Origin of the sequence: Rhizobium etli 8C-3 (assembly GCF_001908375.1) — a bacterium.
GTDB lineage: Bacteria > Pseudomonadota > Alphaproteobacteria > Rhizobiales > Rhizobiaceae > Rhizobium > Rhizobium etli_B.
Genome location: NZ_CP017241.1, coordinates 1,029,282 through 1,049,997, shown reverse-complemented (window position 1 = coordinate 1,049,997; position 20,716 = coordinate 1,029,282). Strand labels below are relative to the sequence as shown.

General features: G+C 60.4%; 19 protein-coding genes and 1 tRNA gene. 9 read left to right on the top strand and 11 right to left on the bottom strand.

The window, feature by feature from the left end; genetic code table 11:
* Window positions 1–642: 642 nt before the first annotated feature.
* A complete protein-coding gene (locus AM571_RS05265; protein WP_074060503.1) occupies window positions 643–1,221 on the bottom strand; it encodes a hypothetical protein in 579 nt (192 codons plus the stop codon).
* Window positions 1,211–1,921 (bottom strand): Fic family protein, encoded by a 711-nt coding sequence (locus tag AM571_RS05260; RefSeq protein ID WP_237358549.1) that lies wholly within the window; start codon window positions 1,919–1,921, stop codon window positions 1,211–1,213. Before AM571_RS05260 ends, AM571_RS05265 begins: the two co-directional genes overlap by 11 nt.
* 828 nt (window positions 1,922–2,749) lie before the next feature.
* Between AM571_RS05260 and AM571_RS36080 the strand changes: the two genes are divergently transcribed.
* A complete protein-coding gene (locus AM571_RS36080; RefSeq protein ID WP_155774410.1) occupies window positions 2,750–2,992 on the top strand; it encodes a hypothetical protein in 243 nt (80 codons plus the stop codon).
* A gap of 292 nt (window positions 2,993–3,284) precedes the next feature.
* On the opposite strand, the gene AM571_RS05250 is transcribed toward AM571_RS36080, so the two are convergent.
* Window positions 3,285–3,359: transfer RNA gene (locus AM571_RS05250), tRNA-Gln, on the bottom strand.
* Window positions 3,360–3,522: 163 nt separating this feature from the next.
* Here AM571_RS05250 and AM571_RS05245 point away from each other — a divergent pair.
* Genes AM571_RS05245 through AM571_RS05230 form a run of 4 tightly spaced genes read left to right on the top strand, consistent with a single transcriptional unit; the run spans window position 3,523 to window position 6,886 of the window.
* Window positions 3,523–3,819 (top strand): cupin domain-containing protein, encoded by a 297-nt coding sequence (locus AM571_RS05245; RefSeq protein WP_074060500.1) that lies wholly within the window; start codon window positions 3,523–3,525, stop codon window positions 3,817–3,819.
* A gap of 3 nt (window positions 3,820–3,822) precedes the next feature.
* Window positions 3,823–4,746: an MBL fold metallo-hydrolase gene (locus tag AM571_RS05240; protein WP_074060499.1), complete on the top strand. Its 924-nt coding sequence runs from the start codon at window positions 3,823–3,825 to the stop codon at window positions 4,744–4,746.
* Window positions 4,743–5,195: a thiol-disulfide oxidoreductase DCC family protein gene (locus tag AM571_RS05235; protein ID WP_074060498.1), complete on the top strand. Its 453-nt coding sequence runs from the start codon at window positions 4,743–4,745 to the stop codon at window positions 5,193–5,195. The genes AM571_RS05240 and AM571_RS05235 overlap by 4 nt, the downstream gene beginning before the upstream one ends.
* Window positions 5,192–6,886 carry an SDR family oxidoreductase gene (locus AM571_RS05230; protein WP_074060497.1) on the top strand — a complete coding sequence of 565 codons (1,695 nt, stop codon included), beginning with the start codon at window positions 5,192–5,194 and terminating at the stop codon, window positions 6,884–6,886. Before AM571_RS05235 ends, AM571_RS05230 begins: the two co-directional genes overlap by 4 nt.
* 9 nt (window positions 6,887–6,895) lie before the next feature.
* Here AM571_RS05230 and AM571_RS05225 read toward each other — a convergent pair whose 3' ends face one another.
* A complete protein-coding gene (locus tag AM571_RS05225) occupies window positions 6,896–7,801 on the bottom strand; it encodes a DUF1499 domain-containing protein (protein ID WP_074060496.1) in 906 nt (301 codons plus the stop codon).
* Between the two features lie 228 nt (window positions 7,802–8,029).
* On the opposite strand from AM571_RS05225, the gene AM571_RS05220 reads away from it, so the two are divergent.
* Together AM571_RS05220 and AM571_RS05215 are read left to right on the top strand one after the other, a co-directional pair.
* On the top strand, window positions 8,030–8,419 hold the full coding sequence (locus tag AM571_RS05220) for a hypothetical protein (RefSeq protein ID WP_074060495.1): 390 nt from the start codon (window positions 8,030–8,032) through the stop codon (window positions 8,417–8,419).
* An 86-nt stretch (window positions 8,420–8,505) separates the two neighbouring features.
* Window positions 8,506–8,775 (top strand): hypothetical protein, encoded by a 270-nt coding sequence (locus AM571_RS05215; protein WP_074060494.1) that lies wholly within the window; start codon window positions 8,506–8,508, stop codon window positions 8,773–8,775.
* On the opposite strand, the gene ppdK is transcribed toward AM571_RS05215, so the two are convergent.
* From ppdK to AM571_RS05195, 4 genes are all read right to left on the bottom strand, one after another.
* Window positions 8,763–11,435, bottom strand: a complete 2,673-nt coding sequence (gene ppdK, locus AM571_RS05210) for a pyruvate, phosphate dikinase (RefSeq protein ID WP_074060493.1) — start codon at window positions 11,433–11,435, stop codon at window positions 8,763–8,765. The two genes, AM571_RS05215 and ppdK, sit on opposite strands and share 13 nt — an antisense overlap.
* A gap of 402 nt (window positions 11,436–11,837) precedes the next feature.
* Window positions 11,838–15,299 (bottom strand): chromosome segregation SMC family protein, encoded by a 3,462-nt coding sequence (locus tag AM571_RS05205; RefSeq protein WP_074060492.1) that lies wholly within the window; start codon window positions 15,297–15,299, stop codon window positions 11,838–11,840.
* Between the two features lie 78 nt (window positions 15,300–15,377).
* Window positions 15,378–16,070 carry a DsbA family protein gene (locus AM571_RS05200; RefSeq protein ID WP_074060491.1) on the bottom strand — a complete coding sequence of 231 codons (693 nt, stop codon included), beginning with the start codon at window positions 16,068–16,070 and terminating at the stop codon, window positions 15,378–15,380.
* Window positions 16,071–16,311: 241 nt separating this feature from the next.
* Window positions 16,312–16,800, bottom strand: a complete 489-nt coding sequence (locus AM571_RS05195; protein WP_074063080.1) for a DUF721 domain-containing protein — start codon at window positions 16,798–16,800, stop codon at window positions 16,312–16,314.
* A gap of 97 nt (window positions 16,801–16,897) precedes the next feature.
* Between AM571_RS05195 and mutY the strand changes: the two genes are divergently transcribed.
* Both mutY and AM571_RS05185 read left to right on the top strand, forming a co-directional pair.
* Window positions 16,898–17,989, top strand: coding sequence for an A/G-specific adenine glycosylase (gene mutY, locus AM571_RS05190; RefSeq protein WP_074063079.1), 1,092 nt, complete (start codon window positions 16,898–16,900; stop codon window positions 17,987–17,989).
* A gap of 3 nt (window positions 17,990–17,992) precedes the next feature.
* Window positions 17,993–18,610: an HAD family hydrolase gene (locus AM571_RS05185; RefSeq protein WP_074060490.1), complete on the top strand. Its 618-nt coding sequence runs from the start codon at window positions 17,993–17,995 to the stop codon at window positions 18,608–18,610.
* 120 nt (window positions 18,611–18,730) lie between these two features.
* Here AM571_RS05185 and AM571_RS05180 read toward each other — a convergent pair whose 3' ends face one another.
* The 3 genes from AM571_RS05180 to AM571_RS05170 all read right to left on the bottom strand — a co-directional run bounded on the left by AM571_RS05180 (window position 18,731) and on the right by AM571_RS05170 (window position 20,680).
* Complete coding sequence (locus AM571_RS05180; protein ID WP_074060489.1) at window positions 18,731–19,861, bottom strand: site-specific DNA-methyltransferase; 1,131 nt, start codon at window positions 19,859–19,861, stop codon at window positions 18,731–18,733.
* Window positions 19,862–20,006: 145 nt separating this feature from the next.
* Complete coding sequence (locus tag AM571_RS05175; protein ID WP_074060488.1) at window positions 20,007–20,354, bottom strand: antibiotic biosynthesis monooxygenase family protein; 348 nt, start codon at window positions 20,352–20,354, stop codon at window positions 20,007–20,009.
* Window positions 20,351–20,680, bottom strand: coding sequence for an NIPSNAP family protein (locus AM571_RS05170; protein WP_074060487.1), 330 nt, complete (start codon window positions 20,678–20,680; stop codon window positions 20,351–20,353). Before AM571_RS05170 ends, AM571_RS05175 begins: the two co-directional genes overlap by 4 nt.
* Window positions 20,681–20,716 lie beyond the last annotated feature (36 nt).

Below are 20,716 nucleotides of genomic sequence, written 5' to 3'. Positions count from 1 at the left end.
TTTTGTGGATTGGGTTGTCTTTGACGCCGTGGTTCATCGGAGGTGAAGAAGGACGCGCCGGCTCATGCCATGGCCCGACATGGCGTGCCCAGGAGACTACCACGCTTCACCATGATCCTATCGCAGCCTGGACGATTGAAGGACTAGAATCGGCGAATTCGTCCAGGTGGTCTACAACACGCAGCGCCTGGACTCGGCCCTCGACTATCTCGCGCCAGACACTTACGAAGCCAATCGCTCGCGCAATTCACAGCCGGGAGAACTGTTACTGATTGCTGTCTCACGGAGGTCTCCGAGGGATGTTTCATCCCGAAGGTTTTAATGTCGGGCTATAGCGAGGAGGCAGGGCGGTACAACTCTGAAAACAACATAGGCCCCGCAAAGATGGCGGTGATTATCAACCTCGATCACATTGAAAAGCAGGTTAAGGAAGGCTGGCCGTCCAGTTCGCAAGCTGCTTAGAGCCATGAAAACCATCGAGGGGACCACCAGCAGTCCCCTCGGAAACTCGACAACTCTTCGAACATACGTTCTATCCGCTATACCAGCCGGATCACTAACGTGACGATGGGAGCGCTTCCCAGTCGATCAGCGCACCTCTCATAGCAATCAGACGCCATCGGCGTCGTTCCGTCAAGGCGATCAGAACTTGGGCCTAAGCTCGAGGCCTGGATCGAAAGACGGATCAGGAACCAGCTTCTCCTTCAAATCCAATGCTCGCTCCTTGATGGTTTTTCCTGGTCGAGGAACACTCGGATATTCCTCGACACTGACTAAAGTCTCATCAACAGCACGCTTTACTCGCTGTTGGAGTTCAAAGATCGTTTTCTCAACATCCTCGAACGAATAGGTCTTCATCGACTCCAGCACCCGACGTTCCTCAAGCGGCTCTTCGGAAACTGCCCGCATTACAGATGGAAGCAGATTCATCTCTTGCCTTTCAACCGACCCAAGGCGATCCAGTTGCTTTTGGGCAGCGAGCATAAGCAGATGATTTCCTCGCAGGTAACGGTCGTCTAGCTCTGCCGCAAGTTTCTCGAACACTACTCGGTGAGCCTGCCACTTTTCACCACCGCCGCCGCCATCTCGGGGGAATACCCGAATTTCAGCGAGATGCTGGTCGAGAACGGGAGCAATGATTTCTTCCACCGCTTGCACGAGGCGTTCAGGACCGGAAACCTGGGAAGCAGCTATGGCGACCGCGCCGCTGTCACCCCCCACCCATCAACCCCGACCAGAGCGATGTCCCCAATCGCCGTAGCTGACCTGCGAAGCCAACTCCCTGGTTCACCTGATCCATGGATTCAACGCCCTGCCGCTCGCTGGAGGAAGCGCTCTTCTTAGACGATGCCCGCGCACCTCGTTGCGTACGGCTGACGCCACCAGAAGCTCCGCCGCCGGAGCCGTCGCCGCCATCGTTTTCATCATTGTCCGGAGCAAAATCGACTGCCCTCGGCAAACGCAGACGGATACCGTCGCGGTCTCCCTCTTCGGGACGCATGAAAGCATTGGTTTTCTTAAGGACATTGAGCGACTGATCAAAGTTGGACCAATCGAAGCTGTGAACATATCGCTGACCGAATTCCAACGTTTTAATGAGCGTGTCCGGATTTCCATGATTGGACATCAGGCTCAGGCCTTCCAGGTAGTTCGAGCGATATATGGTCGGGATAATAATTCGCGACTCGTTCGCTGCCGCAAGCTCAGCATTCATCATGATATGCGCGGATCGGCCATTTCCGTCTGAGAAGGGATGAACCTCCGCAACCATGAACATCATGAAAACCGCTCGATCAAATGGGACGTCGAGGCGGCTGTAGATTTCAAACCCCTTATCGAAGGTGCCGAGAACCTCGTCCGGTGGTCTGACAAACGTGGTCCCGCCAGCGCGGTTCGAAGTCGACTTGAACTGACCAGGCATCGTTTCTGGCCTGCCACCCATCATCAATGCATGCCTGTGCTTCAAGAGTTCGATAAGTTCATCGACAGTCTTCGGCGTCTTTACCATTTCCTCAGGGCTGGAAACGATATCGAAGGTTCCACGTATTTCGTGCGCATCCGCAGGTCGGTCATTGGGAATGCGACCCCCGAAGATGATGTCCTCCGCTTCGGCAACCTCGAATTCAGTGGACCAGTCCGCATCGGCCGGTCATCTTCTGGCAAGGGTGTGCCTTTACGCACTTTCAACGTGACGCCTGGTAGTTCTATTTCCCGGTTTGTAGGGCCAAGCAAGAAGACCGAACCATTGTCTGCAGGTTTTCGCTCGAAAGCCGTCCTGTCGACGATGACCGCATTCGGCACCCATAACGGCTACAATGTCCCATAGCTTTCGCTTCACAAGCTGCTCAGGATCATCGCGCATATTGGTCGTGTACAAGCGACTGCCGAGCGCACGGAGCTGCTTTGCTTCCACAGCTCTCGCAATTGCCTTGGAAGTTTCCGTTGTCGAGAGAACGAACTCAGCGAATTCAGCCATTTTAGTACCTTAAGACCGCTTCGGAAATCGATTTCTGGTAACTTTTGCGACTTAAGGCGCAACAAGCGTCAAGATTCACGACTTAAGGGTTGCCATGCTTAACGCCGACGGATTTGACAACTTTTGCCACTTAAGAGGACTGAATTGTCAAGATTTGCTGTTTAAGCTCAGAATCCGGCCGTCCCAAGAGCGTCTGATGTCAATTTTCCCGACGCGCCATCAGCCCGCTCATCCAGATGGGCATCCTCGATAAGCCGTGAAAGCGTCTCGCGCGTGACGTACGATGAAACCGATATAGCGCTTGGCCTTTGCCTCGCCTGCTTCCGAAAGCTTGAAGGCGGTCCCGATACCGTTGTCGCGCTGCTTGCCATTGTCGGCGGCTGCCATTTGCATGATCGCCGTGAAGACGCGGTCTACATCGTCCAGATTGCCGTGATACACGCCGGTATCGCCCGGGAGAGCGGACCCTTCGAAACGGACGGCCCGAAGCTGTGGTTAACAGACCGGCACGCATGAAGAGGGGCATCTCAGTGGCCCTCTGGCCGGACAGACCGATTCGCGAATCGATAACATTGGAAGCGGTCTGTGAGGAACTCTCCAACACAGGTAGAAACGCCTCCGGCATTAACCCTCACATTAATGAGCTGTTTACTGCAAAGAGCCTTCTCGGTTAGATCGTCATCAGCCACCAACGACGCGAGTCTTGACGCGAAAAAGCGCAAAAAAAGTCTGCCGAGCAGCCTTTAACGGCCATTTTGCTCAAATCTAGTGGCGAAAGTTCAAACGTATGTGGCGAGCTACACATACGTGGCTGGGGCGCCAGGATTCGAACCTGGGAATGCCGGTACCAAAAACCGGTGCCTTACCGCTTGGCGACGCCCCACCAGAGCTTGAAAGCGGAAGCCCGCTTTGCCGGAAGCGAGGCCTGATTAGCAAAGGTCCGGCTGCCTCACAATCACTAACTTGCGCTACCGGCGTATTTCTGTGTGCTTTTTCCTGTGTCGTGCTACGTCTTGGTTCGCCCGATCAAAGTCTCAGGAGAGATCATGAGCAACTACCGTGCCCGCCCGCCTGCCCTTGCGACGCTTCTTCTCGATGATGCCGTCGTGCGCATCACGCGCTGGGACTTCGAGCCGGGTGCAGATACCGGCGTGCATACTCACGGACTCGGCTATGTCGTCGTGCCGATGACTGATTGCAAATTCCTGCTCGAGGACCGGGACGGCAGTCGGCGCGTCGACGTGGCCATGGGTGCTGCCTACCGGCGCGAGGCGGGAGCGGAGCACAATGTCGTCAATGCCGGAAGCGAGCCGATGTCCTTTATCGAGATAGAATACAAATAAACGATGCCCAGCCCGACATTCGACCTTGCCTTCGACCCTCACTATGGACGCGCGGTGAACGTTGCGCCGGGGGTCCAGCGCATCACGGCCAACAATCCGAGCCCTTTCACCTTCCACGGCACCAACAGCTACATCGTCGGTACCTCGGCCGTCGCAGTCATCGATCCGGGACCTGAGAACGAGGCGCATTTTGAGGCACTGATCAAGGCCTTGATGGGCCGGACTGTCACGCATATCGTCATCACCCATACGCATCGCGACCACTCACCGCTTGCCGCGAAGTTGCAGAAAGAGACAGGCGCCGTTACCGTCGGCGAAGGTAGTCACCGGGTAGCAAGGCCGCTTTACGATGGCGAGGTCAATCCCTTTGCCGAAAGCGCCGATATGCATTTCGTGCCGGATATCGCGCTTGGCGACGGCGAGACCATCAAGGGGTACGGATGGGCGCTGACGGCGGTGCTGACCCCGGGACACGCCGCAAACCACGCGGCTTTCGCGCTTGAAGGAACCGGCATCCTTTTTTCCGGCGACCATGTCATGGCCTGGTCGACCTCCATCGTAGCGCCGCCGGATGGCTCGATGGCCGACTACATGGCCTCGCTCGACAAGCTGATCGCGCGCCGCGATCACCTGCTTTTCCCCGGCCATGGCGGACCGGTGAAACGTCCCGCCTCCTTCGTGCGGGCGCTAAAGACGCACCGGCGCATGCGTGAGCGCGCCATCGTGGAGCGGATCAAGGCGGGCGACCAGCTGATCCCCGACATGGTGAAGGTGATCTACCGCGACACAGACCCCAGGCTGCACGGCGCCGCCGCACTCTCCGTCTTCGCGCATATCGAGGATTTGGTGGAACGCGGGATCGTGCAGGCCAACGGACCCCCTTCGCTCTTCGGGGCCTATCGACTGTCAGCTGGAGCGGGGCGATGAGACGCAATGACTATAGCTATCGGAGCGATGCTGCTGTTCCGACCTTTCCGGATGACAAGCCGGTCATCATCTTCGACGGCGAATGCGTCTTCTGCTCCGGCTGGGTGAAATTCGCGCTGAGGCACGACAAGGCCGGGCGGTACCGCTTCCTTGCCGCGCAATCGCCGCTCGGCGCGGCACTCTACCGGCACTACGGCCTGGATGAGCGGGACTACGAGACGAATATCCTGATCGAAGACGGCCGTGCGCATTTCAAATCCGAGGGTTCGATCCGCATGATTGCGCGGCTCGGCTTTCCCTGGTCGCTCGTCAGTATCTTTTATATCCTGCCGCGCCCGCTTGCCGACCGGCTCTATGAGTTCGTCGCCAGGAACCGCCTGAAAATCGCCGGGCGCCGGACAACCTGCTACGTGCCTTCGCCCGAGGAGCGGAGCCGCTTCCTGGCATGAGCGATGCAGCACTTCGCATTCTCATCATAGGCGGCTATGGAACGTTCGGCGCCAGGCTGGCGCAGCTTCTTTGCGACGACGAGCGTTTCTGCCTGCTGATCGCAGGACGTTCGCTTGCCAAGGCGGTTGCTTTCGTGACCAGTCTGGGCGGCAAAGCCGGCAAGGAGCCAGTGGAGTTCGACCGCAACGGCGATGTTTACAAGCAGCTGTCTGCGCTCCGGCCCGCCGTGACCGTAGACGCTTCCGGACCGTTCCAGACGATGGGCGATAGCTTTCGCGTGCCGAGGGCCTGCATATCGCTCGGCATCGATTACGCCGATCTGGCAGACAGCCGCGAATTCGTCCGCAAGATCGCAGCGCTTGATGCGGAAGCGCGGGCGGCGCGCGTATTCGTGCTGTCGGGGCTGAGCAGCTTTCCTGCTCTCTCCTTTGCCGCGCTCGACCGTCTGGCACAGGATTTTTCGCGGATCGACCACGTTTCATCGGGTATTGCGCCCTCGCCGCATGCCGACGTCGGTCCCAACGTCGTCCAGGCGATTGCGAGCTATGCAGGAAAGCCCGTGCCGATCCTGCGCAACGGCCGTTCAGCGACTGGCCATGGGCTGATCGACTGGCATCGAGTGACGGTCGCACCGCCCGGATGCATCCCGCTCAAAAGCAGATGTTTCAGACTGGTTGACGCGCCGGATCTCGATCTCTTGCCTCAACGGTTCGAAGGCCTTTGCTCTGTATTCACCGGTGCGGCAACAACTCCACAGATCCTGCAACGGCTGCTGGCCGCAACGGCGCAACTGGTGCGGATCAAGCTTCTTTCCTCGCTGCTGGCGATTGCCCCGTTGATGCATCGGGCAAGCAAGCTCCTCGCCACCGGCGAACACCGGGGCGGCATGTTCGTCCACGTCTCGGGAGCGGATCGGGGCGGCAAGCCGCTTGAAGCGAGCTGGCATCTGGTCGCGGAAGGCGATGACGGGCCGTTCATTCCTGTCGCCGGGCTGGAGGCCCTGATCCGAAAGCTTGCGAATGGCAATCGACCGGCCGATGGTGCGCGTTCGGCGGACGGCGAGTTTCCTCTCCAGGCGTTCGAAAGATGTTTCAAGCGTTTCGCCATCCAAAGCGGCACACGCCAGGTTGGGCCGGCAGATGTGGACCTGCCCCTCTATCGGCGCCTGCTCGGCTCGGCCTGGGAACGGCTACCCCGTGCGATTGCCGCGACGCATGACACAAGCGAAGGCGGACACAAGCTCTCGGGCCGTGCAAGCGTGGAGCGTGGTACCGGTTTGCTTGCCTCGATCATCGCTGCCGCCGTGGGCTTTCCGAAAGCGCAGGATGATGTTGCGGTCAGCGTATGTTTCACCACCAAAGGCAGAACAGAGCTGTGGACACGCGATTTCGGCGGTGCTGGGTTTGGCAGCGTGCAACTGGAGGGAAATGGGCGCGATGCGCATCTGCTCGCTGAAGATTTCGGGCCTTTCCGGATTCTGATGGCTGTGGTGCCGGATGGCGCAAAGCTACGTTTCATCGTTCGCGGCTGGCGATTTTTCGGGATCCCCCTGCCTTTGGTGCTGGCGCCTCGCGGGGATACCTACGAGGAGGAGCGCGAAGGCCGGTTCCATTTCCATGTGGAGGTGGGCGGTCCTCTGACCGGGCTGATCGTGAGCTATGCCGGATGGCTGGAAAAAGACGGCGTTTGAGCTTTCTTCTTACCCCGCAATGCCCAGAAGTTCCATGTCGAGGGCTTCGAGATAATGGTCGGCGATTTCGGCGCTGAGGCCAAGGTCGTGCTGGCCGTAGCGGGAGGCGACGCGGAGGTCGACGAAAGTGGTTTCGGCTTCTTCCCGCAGCCGGATGACGACGTCGAAGTGCAGGCCGATGATGAGCGTGCGCGTTTCGCCCTGAAGCGTCACGCCGTTTGCGTCGCGAATGAGCTTTGCGACATCGTCCTCATAGGGCCTCGGCGTGGGAACGGGAACCTGATCGGGCGCTTCGGCGACGGCATCGCCATCCGGCTGCGGCCTTGCCGGCGCATCCTCGAGATCGCGGACCGGTTCGCCTTCGCCAGCACTTGCGGTGATCGTGATGCCATCCAGCTTCGCCACTTTCCTGACCGCTTCGAGGACGCGGTCGATCGCGCCTTCATAACGCCGACCGGTCAGTTCCGGATAGGCGAGGAGCTGCTGGTCGCGCGCCTGCGGCGACCCGTCGGGATTGCGTTTCATCCAGATCTGATCTGCATGTGGCGGCGAAAGCCAGTCTGGCGCTGAAACGACATCCGTCGACACGTCGTAGATGGCCGGCAGCGTGAAATAGCGCTCTGCGATGAATCCGCCGAAACCCAGGGGAAGGATCGCAAAGATCAGCGCTTTCAACGCATCGAGGCCGCCTTCGGCTCCGGACACCCAGAGGCTTCTAAGACCGATGGCCGCAAGCAAGGCGGCAAGCAGCGCAAAGCCGATGGAGACAAGCAAGAGCAGCACGAGATAGGGCGTGGCAAGCCCGCCGAAGCGGTGCGCGACCAGCACCGCGACCCAGAGGACCAGTGCAAACGCCCCGAAGCGCCGCGCGAAGCGGGCCGAACTGGAAACGGGGCGGTCAAAGCGGATGGCCATCAAACTTACCGGTTATTCGCAGGCGCAAACCGCCTGCGAAGGCGCAAGAAGCACCCACACTTGTTTATGGCAAGATTCGCCTAAATTGAAACTGTTGTCTCCGCGCAAGGGCTGCAATCCACCAAAAGGCGACGGTGGCTTTAATAAGCAACATCTGATATGTGACATGTGACTTAGAAACACAGCTCCGGCGGATTGCCGCCAACGGGAAGGATCAGGAGAAAATCGATGCTTTCATCGGAAACAACAGAAAGACCACAGGTACCATCGCTTGGGGCAAGCGATCCATCCGAGTCCTTCCTGCCGATGGAGCTTCTCGAGCTCGAGCTTTCGCTCGAAGGCTATAACGGCGGCGAAGAGGGCTTTTGCGAGGCCGTGCGCGCAGCTGCCGCCAATGCAGACGGCGAATTCCTGTTCGATCTTCCGGCAGCCGGGCTGATCGAGAATTGCCGGCGCATCGCCGTTCTGCGCATCCCGTCGGCGAGCACCAAAATGCGCGTCGTGCTTGCCGTTCTCGATGGCAATGGCTCGGAAATCCGCGTGCAGGCGCCGGATGAGGAAACCGCACATCTCGTGCAGTTCGCCGATGCCTTCATCGAGGTGCTGGAACGAATCTGATCTCAGCCGCGTTTTCCGATGTTTGTTGACGTGAGCCGGCAAATCGCCTTTTGTCTGGCGACCGGTTCATGCATCGGAGAATGTGAATGCGTATTTCCGCTCTTTCCCTGTCCCTCGCCGCCATCGCGATCAGCCTGTCGGCCTGCCAGACTCTCACGCCGGAAGAACGGCGGGCTGCCGACGAGCGGCGATGCCTCGGCTACGGCTTCAGGCGCGGCACCGACGCTTTTGCCACCTGCCTGCAGCGCATCGATCTCGACAGGCGCGCTGACGCGCGCGCGTTTCGCGCCCAGGCAGACGAAAACTTCGACGACTTCACCCGCCCGATCTACTATCCTCGCTATTACCGCCGCTGACCGTTACTGATGACGGCCTGAGCCGCCGCGAGCCGCGCAATCGGCACGCGGAACGGCGAACAGGAGACATAATCGAGGCCGATCGTCTCACAGAAATGGATCGAGGCAGGATCGCCGCCGTGCTCGCCGCAAATGCCGAGCTTCATGTCATTGCGTGTGCGCCTGCCGCGTTCTGCAGCGATGCTGATCAGCTCGCCGACACCGTCGAAATCCAGGGAGATGAAAGGATCGTGCTCGATGATCCCCTTGCGCTGGTAAGTCGGGATAAAGGCGGAGGCATCGTCACGCGAAATGCCGAAGGTCGTCTGCGTCAGGTCATTGGTGCCGAAGGAGAAGAACTCGGCTGCCTCGGCGATCTTGTGTGCGCGCAGGGCTGCCCGCGGCAACTCGATCATGGTTCCGACGAGATAGTCGATCTTCATGCCAGCCTCGGCCATCACCTCCCCGGCAACCGCGTCGATCCGTTCCTTCACGTAATCCAACTCTGAACGCAGGCCGACGAGCGGCACCATGATTTCCGGGACGACGGCCGACCCCGTTTCCTGCGCGGCGGCAACGGCCGCCTCGAAAATGGCGCGCGCCTGCATTTCGACGATCTCGGGATAGGAAATGGCAAGCCGGCAGCCGCGGTGGCCGAGCATCGGGTTGAATTCGTGCAGCGCCTCCACACGCTGGCGGAGTGCGGCCGCCTCCATGCCCATGGCAGCGGCGACATCCACGATCTCTTCCTCAATCTTCGGCAGGAATTCGTGGAGCGGCGGATCGAGCAAGCGGATCGTCACCGGCAGGCCGTGCATGACGGTGAAGAGGCCCGTGAAATCCAACCGCTGCATTGGCAGCAGCTTGTCGAGCGCAGCACGTCTGCCCTTCTCGTCTTCGGCGAGGATCATCTCACGCATGACATGGATGCGCTCGCCTTCGAAGAACATATGTTCGGTGCGGCAAAGGCCGATGCCTTCCGCGCCGAAGGCACGCGCAGCGCGCGCGTCGGCGGGCGTATCGGCATTGGTGCGCACCGTCATGCGGCGGAGCCTGTCGGCCCAGCCCATGATGCGGCCGAAATCCCCGGAAAGCTCCGGCTGGATCATCGGAACCTCGCCCTTCAATACCTGCCCGGCCGAGCCGTCGATGGTGATGATGTCGCCCTTTTTCAGCGTCACGCCAACACCAATAAGGCGCTCGTTGCGGAGATCGATGCGCATCGTTCCCGCACCGACCACGCAGGGGACGCCCATGCCGCGGGCAACCACCGCTGCGTGGCTGGTCATACCGCCGCGCGTGGTGAGGATACCTTCTGCGGCATGCATGCCGTGGATGTCCTCCGGGCTCGTTTCGACGCGAAGCAGGATGACCTTGCGGCCCTCCTCTTCCGCCGCGACTGCCTCTTCCGCGGTGAAGACGATCGCACCGGTCGCAGCCCCCGGCGAAGCCGGCAATCCGGTACCGATCACCTGGCGGTCCACGCGAGGATCGATCGTCGGGTGCAGAAGCTGGTCGAGCGTTGACGGCTCGATGCGCAGCACCGCCTGCTCTTCGGTTATAAGCTTCTCATCCACCATATCGACGGCGATCTTCATCGCTGCCTTTGTCGAGCGCTTGCCGGAGCGCGTCTGCAGCATCCATAGCTTGCCGCGCTCGATCGTGAATTCGATGTCCTGCATGTCGCGGTAGTGCGCTTCGAGCTCGGCGCAGATACCGGTGAGTTCCTCGAAAGCCTCCGGCATCAGCTTTTCCAGCGACGGGCGGTCGGAACCGGAGTTGATGCGGCCCTCCTCCGTAATGCTTTGGGGCGTGCGGATGCCGGCGACGACGTCTTCGCCTTGCGCATTCACAAGGAATTCGCCGTAGAGCGACCTTTCGCCGGTCGAGGGATTGCGCGTGAAGGCGACACCGGTTGCCGACGCATTGCCGAGATTGCCGAAGACCATGGCCTGGACGTTGACGGCCGTGCCCCAGCCTCCCGGAATGTTATGGAGCTGGCGATAGGTGACGGCGCGCGCGCTCATCCAGCTTGCGAATACGGCACCGATGGCACCCCACAGTTGCTCTTCGGGATCCTGCGGGAATTCCTCACCGAGTTCCTCCTCGATCAGCTCCTTATAAAGGGAAACGACATGCTGCCAATCGCCGGCTGTCAACTCGGTTTCGAGCTCATGGCCGAGACGCGCCTTCTGGTCTTCCAGGATCTCCTCAAAAATTTCGTGATCGAGGCCCATGACGACATCAGCATACATCTGGATGAAGCGGCGGTAGCTATCCCAGGCAAAACGGGCGTCGCCCGCATCATGTCCCAACGCCTGCACGGTTTCGTCGTTGAGGCCGAGATTGAGAACCGTGTCCATCATGCCCGGCATGGAAATGCGGGCGCCTGAGCGGACGGACAAGAGCAGCGGCCGATCCTTTGCGCCGAACTGCCGACCAGTCGCCCTCTCGATCGTCTCCAGTCCCCGGCGGACTTCATTTTTCAGGCCCGCATCGATCCGTCTGCCGAGCGTGTAATAAGCGCTGCAGGCATCGGCGACAATGGTAAAGCCTGGCGGCACCGGCAGGCCAAGGCTGCACATCTCGGCCAGATTGGCGCCCTTACCGCCGAGAACGTCATGGTCGCGCGCGCGACCTTCCGCCTGACCGCTGCCGAACGTATAGACCAGTTTGGTCATCTTCCCCCCGATCAAAATCAGGACCAGCTTATTCCCTTGGTCCTGAAATGAAAATCGACAAATACGGCGAAATATTGCACCGCACAACGGATGCTCGCCGTTTCGAACCGATTGATTGGAATGGGGAAGAAAAAAGCTTTGCGGGACTGCAACAACCTTCCCGCAAAGCCTTGTTTCCGTCCAGCCAGGAAACTGGACGGGGGGTACACTAAACCGGATAAATCCGACTGCCCTTAGTCGGTATGCCACCCGGTCGATCCAACATGCGCATAGACCCGCATCTCAGGTCCGCCATTTAGAAACAACTTCTAATTCAATTCTAAAAAAAGAGCATCACCCAATTGGGTTAAGGTGTCCTTTCAGACGTGACCTTTTTTGGGTATTTATAAAAACGCTTGTTTTTCAGGCCGTTTCGCGAAGGCGTTCGGCGGTTTGCAAGTCGACGGAAACAAGCTGCGATACACCTTGCTCGGCCATCGTTACACCAAAGAGTCGATTCATGCGCGCCATGGTGATCGGATTGTGAGTAATGATCACGAATCGAGTCTCCGTCGAGGCAGCCATTTCGTCCATCAGATTGCAATAGCGCTCGACGTTGTGATCGTCCAGCGGCGCATCCACCTCGTCCAGCACGCAGATCGGCGCAGGATTTGTGAGGAAGACGGCAAAAATCAGGGCCATGGCCGTAAGCGCCTGCTCGCCGCCCGAAAGCAGTGTCATCGTCTGCGGCTTCTTGCCGGGCGGGCGGGCGAGGATTTCCAGGCCCGCCTCCAGAGGATCATCGGATTCGATCAGCTGAAGCTCCGCCGTGCCGCCACCGAAAAGATGGGTGAAGAGGCGCTGGAACTGACCGTTGACGACATCGAAGGCAGCGATCAGACGTTCGCGGCCCTCGCGGTTGAGGCTCTGGATCGCACCGCGGAGCTTGCGAATGGCGTCGATGACGTCGTCACGCTCCTTGATCAGCGCCTCGAGCTTCTCGGTGAGCTCCTTCTGCTCCTCCTCGGCGCGAAGATTCACGGCACCGAGGCGCTCGCGCTCCATCTTCAGCCGCTCCAGCTCGCGCTCGACATCGCGCAAGTCGGGAACGGACTGCATGGCCTGCAGGCCTGTCAGGCGGTAGGCTTCATGCGGCGCAACATTGAGCATTTCCCGAATTCGGCTTTCGCTCTCCTGCCGCTTCTCGCGCGCAGAGACGAGGCGTTCTTCGGCGCGGGCGCGGCGCTCGCGGCTTTCGGCAAGCTCGGAAAGCGCGGTGGCGGCCTTATGATCGGCTTCGCGCTGCACGAGTTCGGCCGCAGCGAGAAGATCGGCGGCCCCACGGCGGGCGGCTTCTGCTCTTTGCAGTTCGTTCAGCAGCGCCTGGCGCTTGTCTTCGAACTCATCCGGCGCCATTTCGAGTTCGGCCGCTTCCTCGCGGGCCTCCTCCTCGCGATCGCGCAGGGTCGCGATGTGATCCTCGGCGCTTGCGGCGCGCTGGCGCCAGGTCTCGCGCTCCTGGCCGATCGCAATGATGCGGCGCTTTCGGGCTTCGTTCTCGCGGTTCAGGCTTTCGTGGCGGGCGCGCGCTTCGGCCGCAAGACCGCGATCAGTCGCGACTTCTGCCTGTTGAATGCGCAGCCTGCCGTCGAGTGTGGTGAGATCCGGCGCGTCCTCGAGCTCGATGCGCGCGGTCTCTTCCTGAACGGCGAGGTCTTCCTGCTGCGACTGGAGCTGGCTGACGGCTTCTGCAACCACGTCGCGACGGCGGATGAGATCGCCGGAGGCTCGTTCGGCGGCAGCCAGCGCGTCGCGCGCTTCAGCAAGGTGACGGACCGATAGGCGGTTCATGTCACGCGCTTCGCCAAGCCTGCGTTCCTCGCCGCGAATGGCTTCGCCCGCCATGGCAAGCCGTTCCTCCGATTGAGCCAAAACATCGCGAGCAAGCGACACTTCTCTTTCCAGCTCGCCGAGGCGGTTCTTCTGGGCGAGGCGCAAGGCGGCGCCACTCGGGGCATCGGCACCGGTCACATGGCCATCCCAGCGGAAGACGGCGCCATCTTTGGTCACCAGGCGCTGACCGGGCTTCAAGTCGTTCATCAACCGCATCGCGTCGCCGTCGGCGACCAGGCCAATCTGCTTCAAGCGGCGCGTCAATGCAGCCGGGGCGCCGACATGGTTCAGCAAGGGCACGGCCCCGGTCGGCAGTGCGGGATCGGAAGTGCCATCACCATTTCCCGACCAGTGGGCGGGCGCCTTCGGATCAAGTGGCGATTCCAGATCGTCGCCGAGGGCAGCGCCCAAGGCCGTTTCGAAGCCGCGATCGACGCGGAGCTCATCGGCAACCGGCGAAAATTCCCCTGCCGCCGCACCTGCAGCAAGCATGCGCGAGATCGTCCGGCCCTCGGTTTCCAGCGCATTCAACTTCGAGCGCGCCTGATCGACCGGCGCGCGTGAAAGCGCTTCTTTCTCGCGCGCTGCGGAGAGCGCTTGTTCGACCGCCTGGATGACCGCTTCGGCTTCGGCGACAGCCGTCTCCGCAGCTTCGACAACGGCCCGCTTCTCATCGGGATCGGGCAGCGCAGCAATCTTTTCAGCCACACTGGAGAACTCGCGGTTGGCTTCGTTCATCTGCCGTTCGAGGCGCGTCTTGCGGTCTGCAAGATCGCGGATCGCCCGTTCCAACTGATGGCGTCCAGCGGCAGCTTCGGCGCGCTCGGCGGTCAGCGCTGCGAAAACGCGCTCGCTGTCGGCAAGCTTTGCCGCAGCCCCTTCGAACGCCTCGCGCAATTCGTCGGCATGGCGGCCAGAATCTGCCAATATCTCCGCAATATCCGTCTCCTCGGCATCGAGCCGCGAAAGGATCGCAGCATTGTCCGACACCAGCCGCTGCTCGCGCTGAATGTCCTCGGCGAGTTGCGCCAGGCGACGCGTCAGTTCGTCGCGACGGCGCAGGATGCGGTTCGCATCGTCCTCGAGCTGGGATTTTGCGATCTGCAGCCGCTGGAGGGCAGCGGCGGCACGCGCCTCGCTCTCGCGAAGCTCCGGAAGCTTCAGGCTGGCCACCCCTTGAGCCTTTGCGGCCTCCATCTGGATCTGGGCCTTTTCGGCAACGACGACGGTCGCCTGATTGAGGGCGCTGTCTGCATCGGCTTCCGCCTCCTTCGCCTGTACCCAGCGGATATGCAGCAGTGTGGCTTCGCGCGCGCGGATTTCGGCAGACAACGTCTTGAAGCGGTTTGCCTGACGCGCCTGGCGCTTCAGGCTCTCGATCTGGCCTTCAAGCTGCGAGGTCACGTCATCAAGGCGTTCGAGGTTGCCTTCAGCGGCGCGCAGCCGCAGTTCGGCCTCATGGCGGCGCGAATGCAGGCCAGAAATGCCGGCGGCCTCTTCCAGCAACTGGCGGCGGGCCTGGGGCTTTGCCGAAATCAGCTCGCCGATGCGCCCCTGCCCGACCATCGAAGGCGAGCGGGCGCCCGTAGACGCATCGGCGAAGAGAAGCTGCACGTCCTTGGCACGGCTTTCCTTGCCATTGATTCGATAGATCGAACCCTGTTCGCGCTCGATGCGACGGGTCACCTGAATCTCGTCGCTATCGTTGAAGGCGGCAGGCGCCGTACGCTCGCTGTTGTCGAGATAGAGCCCGACTTCGGCCGTGTTGCGCGCCGGGCGGTTTCCCGAACCGGAGAAGATCACGTCGTCCATGCCGGAGGCGCGCATGTTCTTGTACGAGTTCTCGCCCATCACCCAGCGCAGCGCCTCGACAAGATTGGACTTGCCGCAGCCGTTCGGCCCGACAACGCCGGTCAGACCCCGCTCGATGATGAATTCGGTCGGCTCGACGAAGGATTTGAAGCCGATGAGGCGGAGCTTGTTGAACTTCATGCGGCGCCCTCACGGCGCGCAGAACAAAAAACGGGCGCACGGCTTTCGCCGTCGCCCGTCATCTTGAAACGGTGCGGATCAAAGCAGGCTGTCGATGAGGGCCGACATGGTGTCAACCGGCATGTCTCCAGAATAACGCTTCCCGTTGATGAGGAAAGTCGGCGTGGCATCGATGCCGAACTCCTTGGAGCCCCTTTCCCGCGTGGCGTTCACTTCATCCAGAAGCTTCTGGTTCGTCAAGCACTTCGTAAAACTATCCTCACTAAATCCGGCGAGTTTGGCCATCTGGAGAAGTGCAGCACGGCGATCTTCAGCGGCGGCCCAGGTTTCCTGCTGCTTGAAAAGCATGGAAACCATCGGGAAATACTGTTCCGGCGCGCTCAATTCTTCCGGCTTGGAGGCGTTGCAGCGAGCCAGCATGAAGGCTGCTGCTGCCGCCGGATCAAATGGGAATTCGCGGATGATGAAACGCGCCTTGCCGGTGTCCACGTACTTCTTCTTGATCTCGTCGAAGGTCGTGTTGTGGAAGTTGGCGCAATGCGGGCAGGTCATCGACATATATTCGACGATGGTCACGGGCGCATCTTGCTTGCCGAGCGCCATTTCTGGCAGCGGGCCGGGCTTCAGCACCTCCGTCATGTCGACATCGCCAGCCGGCTGCGGAAGTTCGGCTGCTGCATTTGCCGTGCCGGTAATCGCAAGCGTCGCGGTCGCGGCGGCCATGCCGCTCAGAAGCTGGCGTTTCGTCAGTTGCATTTCAGAGATCAGCATGGGTTCCCCTAATCGAGAGTGGCGGCTCAATGTGCGATATAACGGCACGCGGCCGCGAACAAGGCACGCTTCGGCAACTTACTTCAAAGAATTGTGACCTTGGTGGGACGAAAGCTTGCGTTGTGCGTCGCATCTGCATTCAGCTTGGACAAAAAGCGGCAGGCGTATTTCTGCAGGTATCGAACAGCCTCAGTCTTTGAACGCTGCTTTTGTAAAGTCGACGACGGTTCTTCAAAGTCCGCTATCTGCGCCCCTTCCCCAGCACCGCAGTTCCCAGCCGCTTCACCGCCTGGCGCAGCTTGTCGTCCTCGATGCCTTCCATCATGTCTTCAAGCTTGCGGGCAGCCTCGCCCTTCAGTGGCGGCGGAGTGCGGGAGCGCTTTGGAGCTTGCGAAACGTGCTTCTGGACGATACGGATCTGGTGGACGGCAGCAAAGCCGAAGAAGCTGTTGATGCGCTGGATGAGCTCGCCCTGCGCGTGCGTCAAAAACAGAGCGCGGGCGCCTTCGCAGGCGATCGTCAGGACACCGGGCTTATAGGTGCCGCCTTCGCTGCTGCGCGCCCAGGCGATCTTTTCCGGACGTGTGCAGTCGGCGAAATCCGCGCCGGCAATTTCATCCCAGCAACCGAGCAGCGCGGTGTTGATGCCCGCCCGTTTTGCAAGCACCGGGTCGATCAGGCCGTTCGCCAGTTCGGATATCTGCTTTTCAGCTTTACGTGGATAACTCATCGAAACCTTCCGATGCCGCCGCCATTCGGCGCTGCCGCCTTGATCGCGCAGCATTGCTCCGGCAAGTATAGGTCACTTCCCCGTGCCGCGGCAAATGATGACATCAACGACACTCGACGCCCCTTGCGCAACGCACCTTCTCGACTGGTACGACCGGCATCACCGCGACCTGCCCTGGCGCGTGTGCCCGGCGATGGCAGCGCGCGGCGTAAGGGCCGATCCCTATCGCGTCTGGCTTTCGGAAGTCATGCTGCAGCAGACGACCGTGCGGGCCGTGAAGCCCTATTTCGCCAATTTTCTGGCGCGCTGGCCAACGGTTCGCGACCTCGCCGAGGCGCCGAACGACGATGTCATGGCAGCCTGGGCAGGGCTCGGCTACTACGCCCGCGCCCGCAATCTCAAGAAATGCGCTGAAGCGGTCGCCACGCAATATGACGGCATCTTTCCAGATACGGAGGACGGTCTGAAATCACTGCCGGGCATCGGCGACTATACGGCTGCGGCGGTCGCGGCCATTGCCTTCAATCGGCAGGCTGCCGTCATGGACGGCAATGTCGAGCGTGTGATCTCCCGGCTGTATGCGATCGCGACACCGCTTCCGGCCGGCAAGCCGCTGATGAAGCAGAAGGTGGCGCACCTGACGCCGGCCGACAGACCCGGGGATTTCGCGCAGGCGATGATGGATCTCGGCGCGACGATCTGTACGCCGAAACGGCCGGCCTGTTCGCTCTGTCCGTTCAGGGGATCGTGCGAGGCGCTTCGCCTGCATGATCCCGAGCAGTTTCCGGTGAAGGCGGCAAAGAAGCAAAAGCCGGTCCGGCGCGGTGCCGCTTTCGTCGCCGTGACCGCTGACGGCGAAATCCTCCTGGGGCGGCGGATCGCAAGCGGACTGCTCGGCGGCATGACGGAGGTGCCGACGACCGCTTGGACATCGCGCGCGGATGGGGAAACTTCCGCGGATGCAGCGCCCTTTCCGGCACAATGGGAACCATGCGGCAGCGTCATCCATGTCTTCACACATTTCGAACTCCGGCTTTCGATCTACCGCGCCGCGATCCCATCGCAAATTCCGACTGATGACAAATGGTGGGAGCCGGTTACAAATCTTGAAGCGCAGGCGCTGCCGACCATCATGAAAAAAGCGATCGCCACGGCTATTCCTCTTGTGTTTGCAATGCCCAAGGGATGACCCATGACTGCATCAATCCGCCATATCGTTTTTGATATTGGCAAAGTTCTTATCCACTACGATCCGAATATTCCCTACAGCCGCCTCATTCCAGACGCGGCCGAACGCAAGTGGTTTTTCGACAACGTCTGCACGCATGACTGGAACATCGAGCAGGACCGCGGACGCACCTGGCCGGATGCCGAAGCGCTGCTGATTGAAACCCATCCAACGCGTGAAGAGCATATCCGCGCCTTCCGCAAGTACTGGCACGAAATGGTGCCCCATGCCTACGAGGACAGTGTCGCAATCATGGAAGCGCTGATTGCGGAGGGCCGCGATGTGACAATGCTGACGAATTTCGCATCCGATACGTTCCGCGAGGCGCAGAAGCGCTTTGCCTTCCTGAGGAAACCGCGCGGCGTTACCGTTTCTGGCGATGTCGGACTCATCAAGCCGGATATCGCGATCTATGAAACGCATATGAGGAGCTTCAACCTGGAACCGGCGGCGACGATCTTCATCGACGACGCGCCTGCCAATGTCGAGGGCGCAAGGGCGGCAGGGTGGAACGCGGTGCTATTCACCGGTGCCGACAAGCTGCGCAGCGATCTTGCCGACTATGGCGTAAGAACAAGGTGACGAACTGGCGCTGAAAAGAAAAGGCGCCCGGGGTGTTGATCCCGGGCGCCGTAGGCCTTCTTCCGCGACTGGAGGTACTAAAACCGGAAGAAGGTAGTCTCGATCAGGTCAGGCCGCTGCTCATTCCGCCTTCGCCAGATCACTGCGGATCACAGACCGCAAATCGTCGATGGGGCGTAGCGACTGTCCGTCGTCGAAGTGCCAAAATGTCCACCCGTTGCATGCATCAAGCCCCTGCACTTTCGCGCCGAGACGATGAATCGAACCAGCCTCTCCGCCCGAGGCAACCGTGCCGTCGGCGCGGACGATCGCGCTGTAGCGGCGGCGGTTATCGGTCAGCACCTGGCCGGGTTTGATGAGGCCGCTTTCCAACAGCGCATTGAAGGCGACGCGGACCTCCTGCTTCTTGCCGGTCATCACGGTCAGCTCTGCCTTGCCGAGCGGCTCGACGGCGGCAATGCGGGCAGAGGCCGCATCGATATAGTCCTGTTCGCGCTCGATGCCGACGAAGTGGCGGCCGAGGCGCTTGGCGACAGCGCCAGTGGTGCCGGAGCCGAAGAACGGGTCGAGTATGACGTCGCCGGGTTTCGAAGACGCCATGATGACGCGGGCAAGCAGCGCCTCCGGCTTCTGGGTCGGATGAACTTTCTTGCCATCGTCGCCCTTCAGCCGTTCCCCACCGCTGCAGATCGGGAACAACCAGTCGGAGCGCATCTGCACGTCGTCGTTGGCAGCCTTCATCGCGTCGTAGTTGAAGGTATAGCCCTTGGCCTTCGCGTCCGGACTCGCCCAGATCATCGTCTCATGCGCATTCTGGAAGCGCCGGCCCTTGAAATTCGGCATCGGATTGGTCTTGCGCCAGATGATGTCGTTGAGAATCCAGAAGTTCAGATCCTGCAGGGTCGCGCCGACGCGGAAGATGTTGTGATAGGAGCCGATGACCCAGATCGTGCCGGTCGGCTTCAGCACGCGGCGGCAGGCAAGCAGCCAAGCGCGGGTAAAGGCATCATAGGCGTCGAATGATGCGAACTGATCCCACGCGTCATCGACGGCGTCGACAAGAGACTGATCCGGACGGTGAAGCGTGCCGCCCAGCTGGAGATTGTAGGGCGGGTCGGCGAATACGACATCGACGGAATTGGTCGGCAAAGCTTCGAGGGCTGCAACACAATCACCCTTGATGATCGTGTCGATCCAAGAACCCGGGGTCGCAGAGGTCTTGAGATCGGCAAGCGGAAAAACTGACGCCATATGGATACTCGCTTATACACGTTACGCTTTTACTCGCCGTTATGGTTACTCAAGTTGGTTACCAAAGCCTGAACCGGTGGATGATTTCGAGAAACAAAATGCAGAACGCAGAAGTAAACGCTGCATCTTTCATGAATGAACCTGGCTAAGCCGCATGCTCCTGCCGGCTATCGACCGGCGTTTCCTCCCGCTCGAACATGCCGTAGTCTCGAACGACATTGCCGATGCGCAGGCGATAGTCGGCGAAGATGCCCTTGCGGCCTGCCTTTTGCGCGGCGCGGTGGGCGTCGAGATTGCGCCACTGTCTGACCGCCTCCTCGTCACGCCAGAAGGACAAGGACAGCAGCTTGCCGCGCATCGTCAGGCTTTCGAAGCGCTCAACCGAAATGAAGCCGTCGATCTTTTCCAGTTCGGCGCGCAACTCGCCGGCAAGGTCGAGGTATTTGTGGCGTTCGCCCATAACGGGCACGACTTCGAAGATGACGGCGATCATGGCAGCACCGGCGCAGAATGAGGAACGGACACGTTCTTCAGGAAGATGCGGTCTTCCTTCAGGATGAAGCGCTCGCGTTTGGCGAATTCGTAGTTCGCCTTGCCGAGCGGATCGGCTGCAAGGCGGGCGCGATAGGCCTCATAGGCAGCGAGGGTCTCGACATTGTAGACGCCGTAGGCAGTCGTTGCGGACCCCTCGTGCGGGCCGAAATAGCCGATGAGATCGGCACCGTTGCGTGGAATTGCCTGCCCCCAGGCACGCGCATACTCGGTAAAGGCATCCTTTTTGAAGGGGTCGATTTCGTAGCGGATGAAGCAAGTCAGCATCACTTTTCTCCTTTGCTTGTGAAGAAGTTTTCGCAC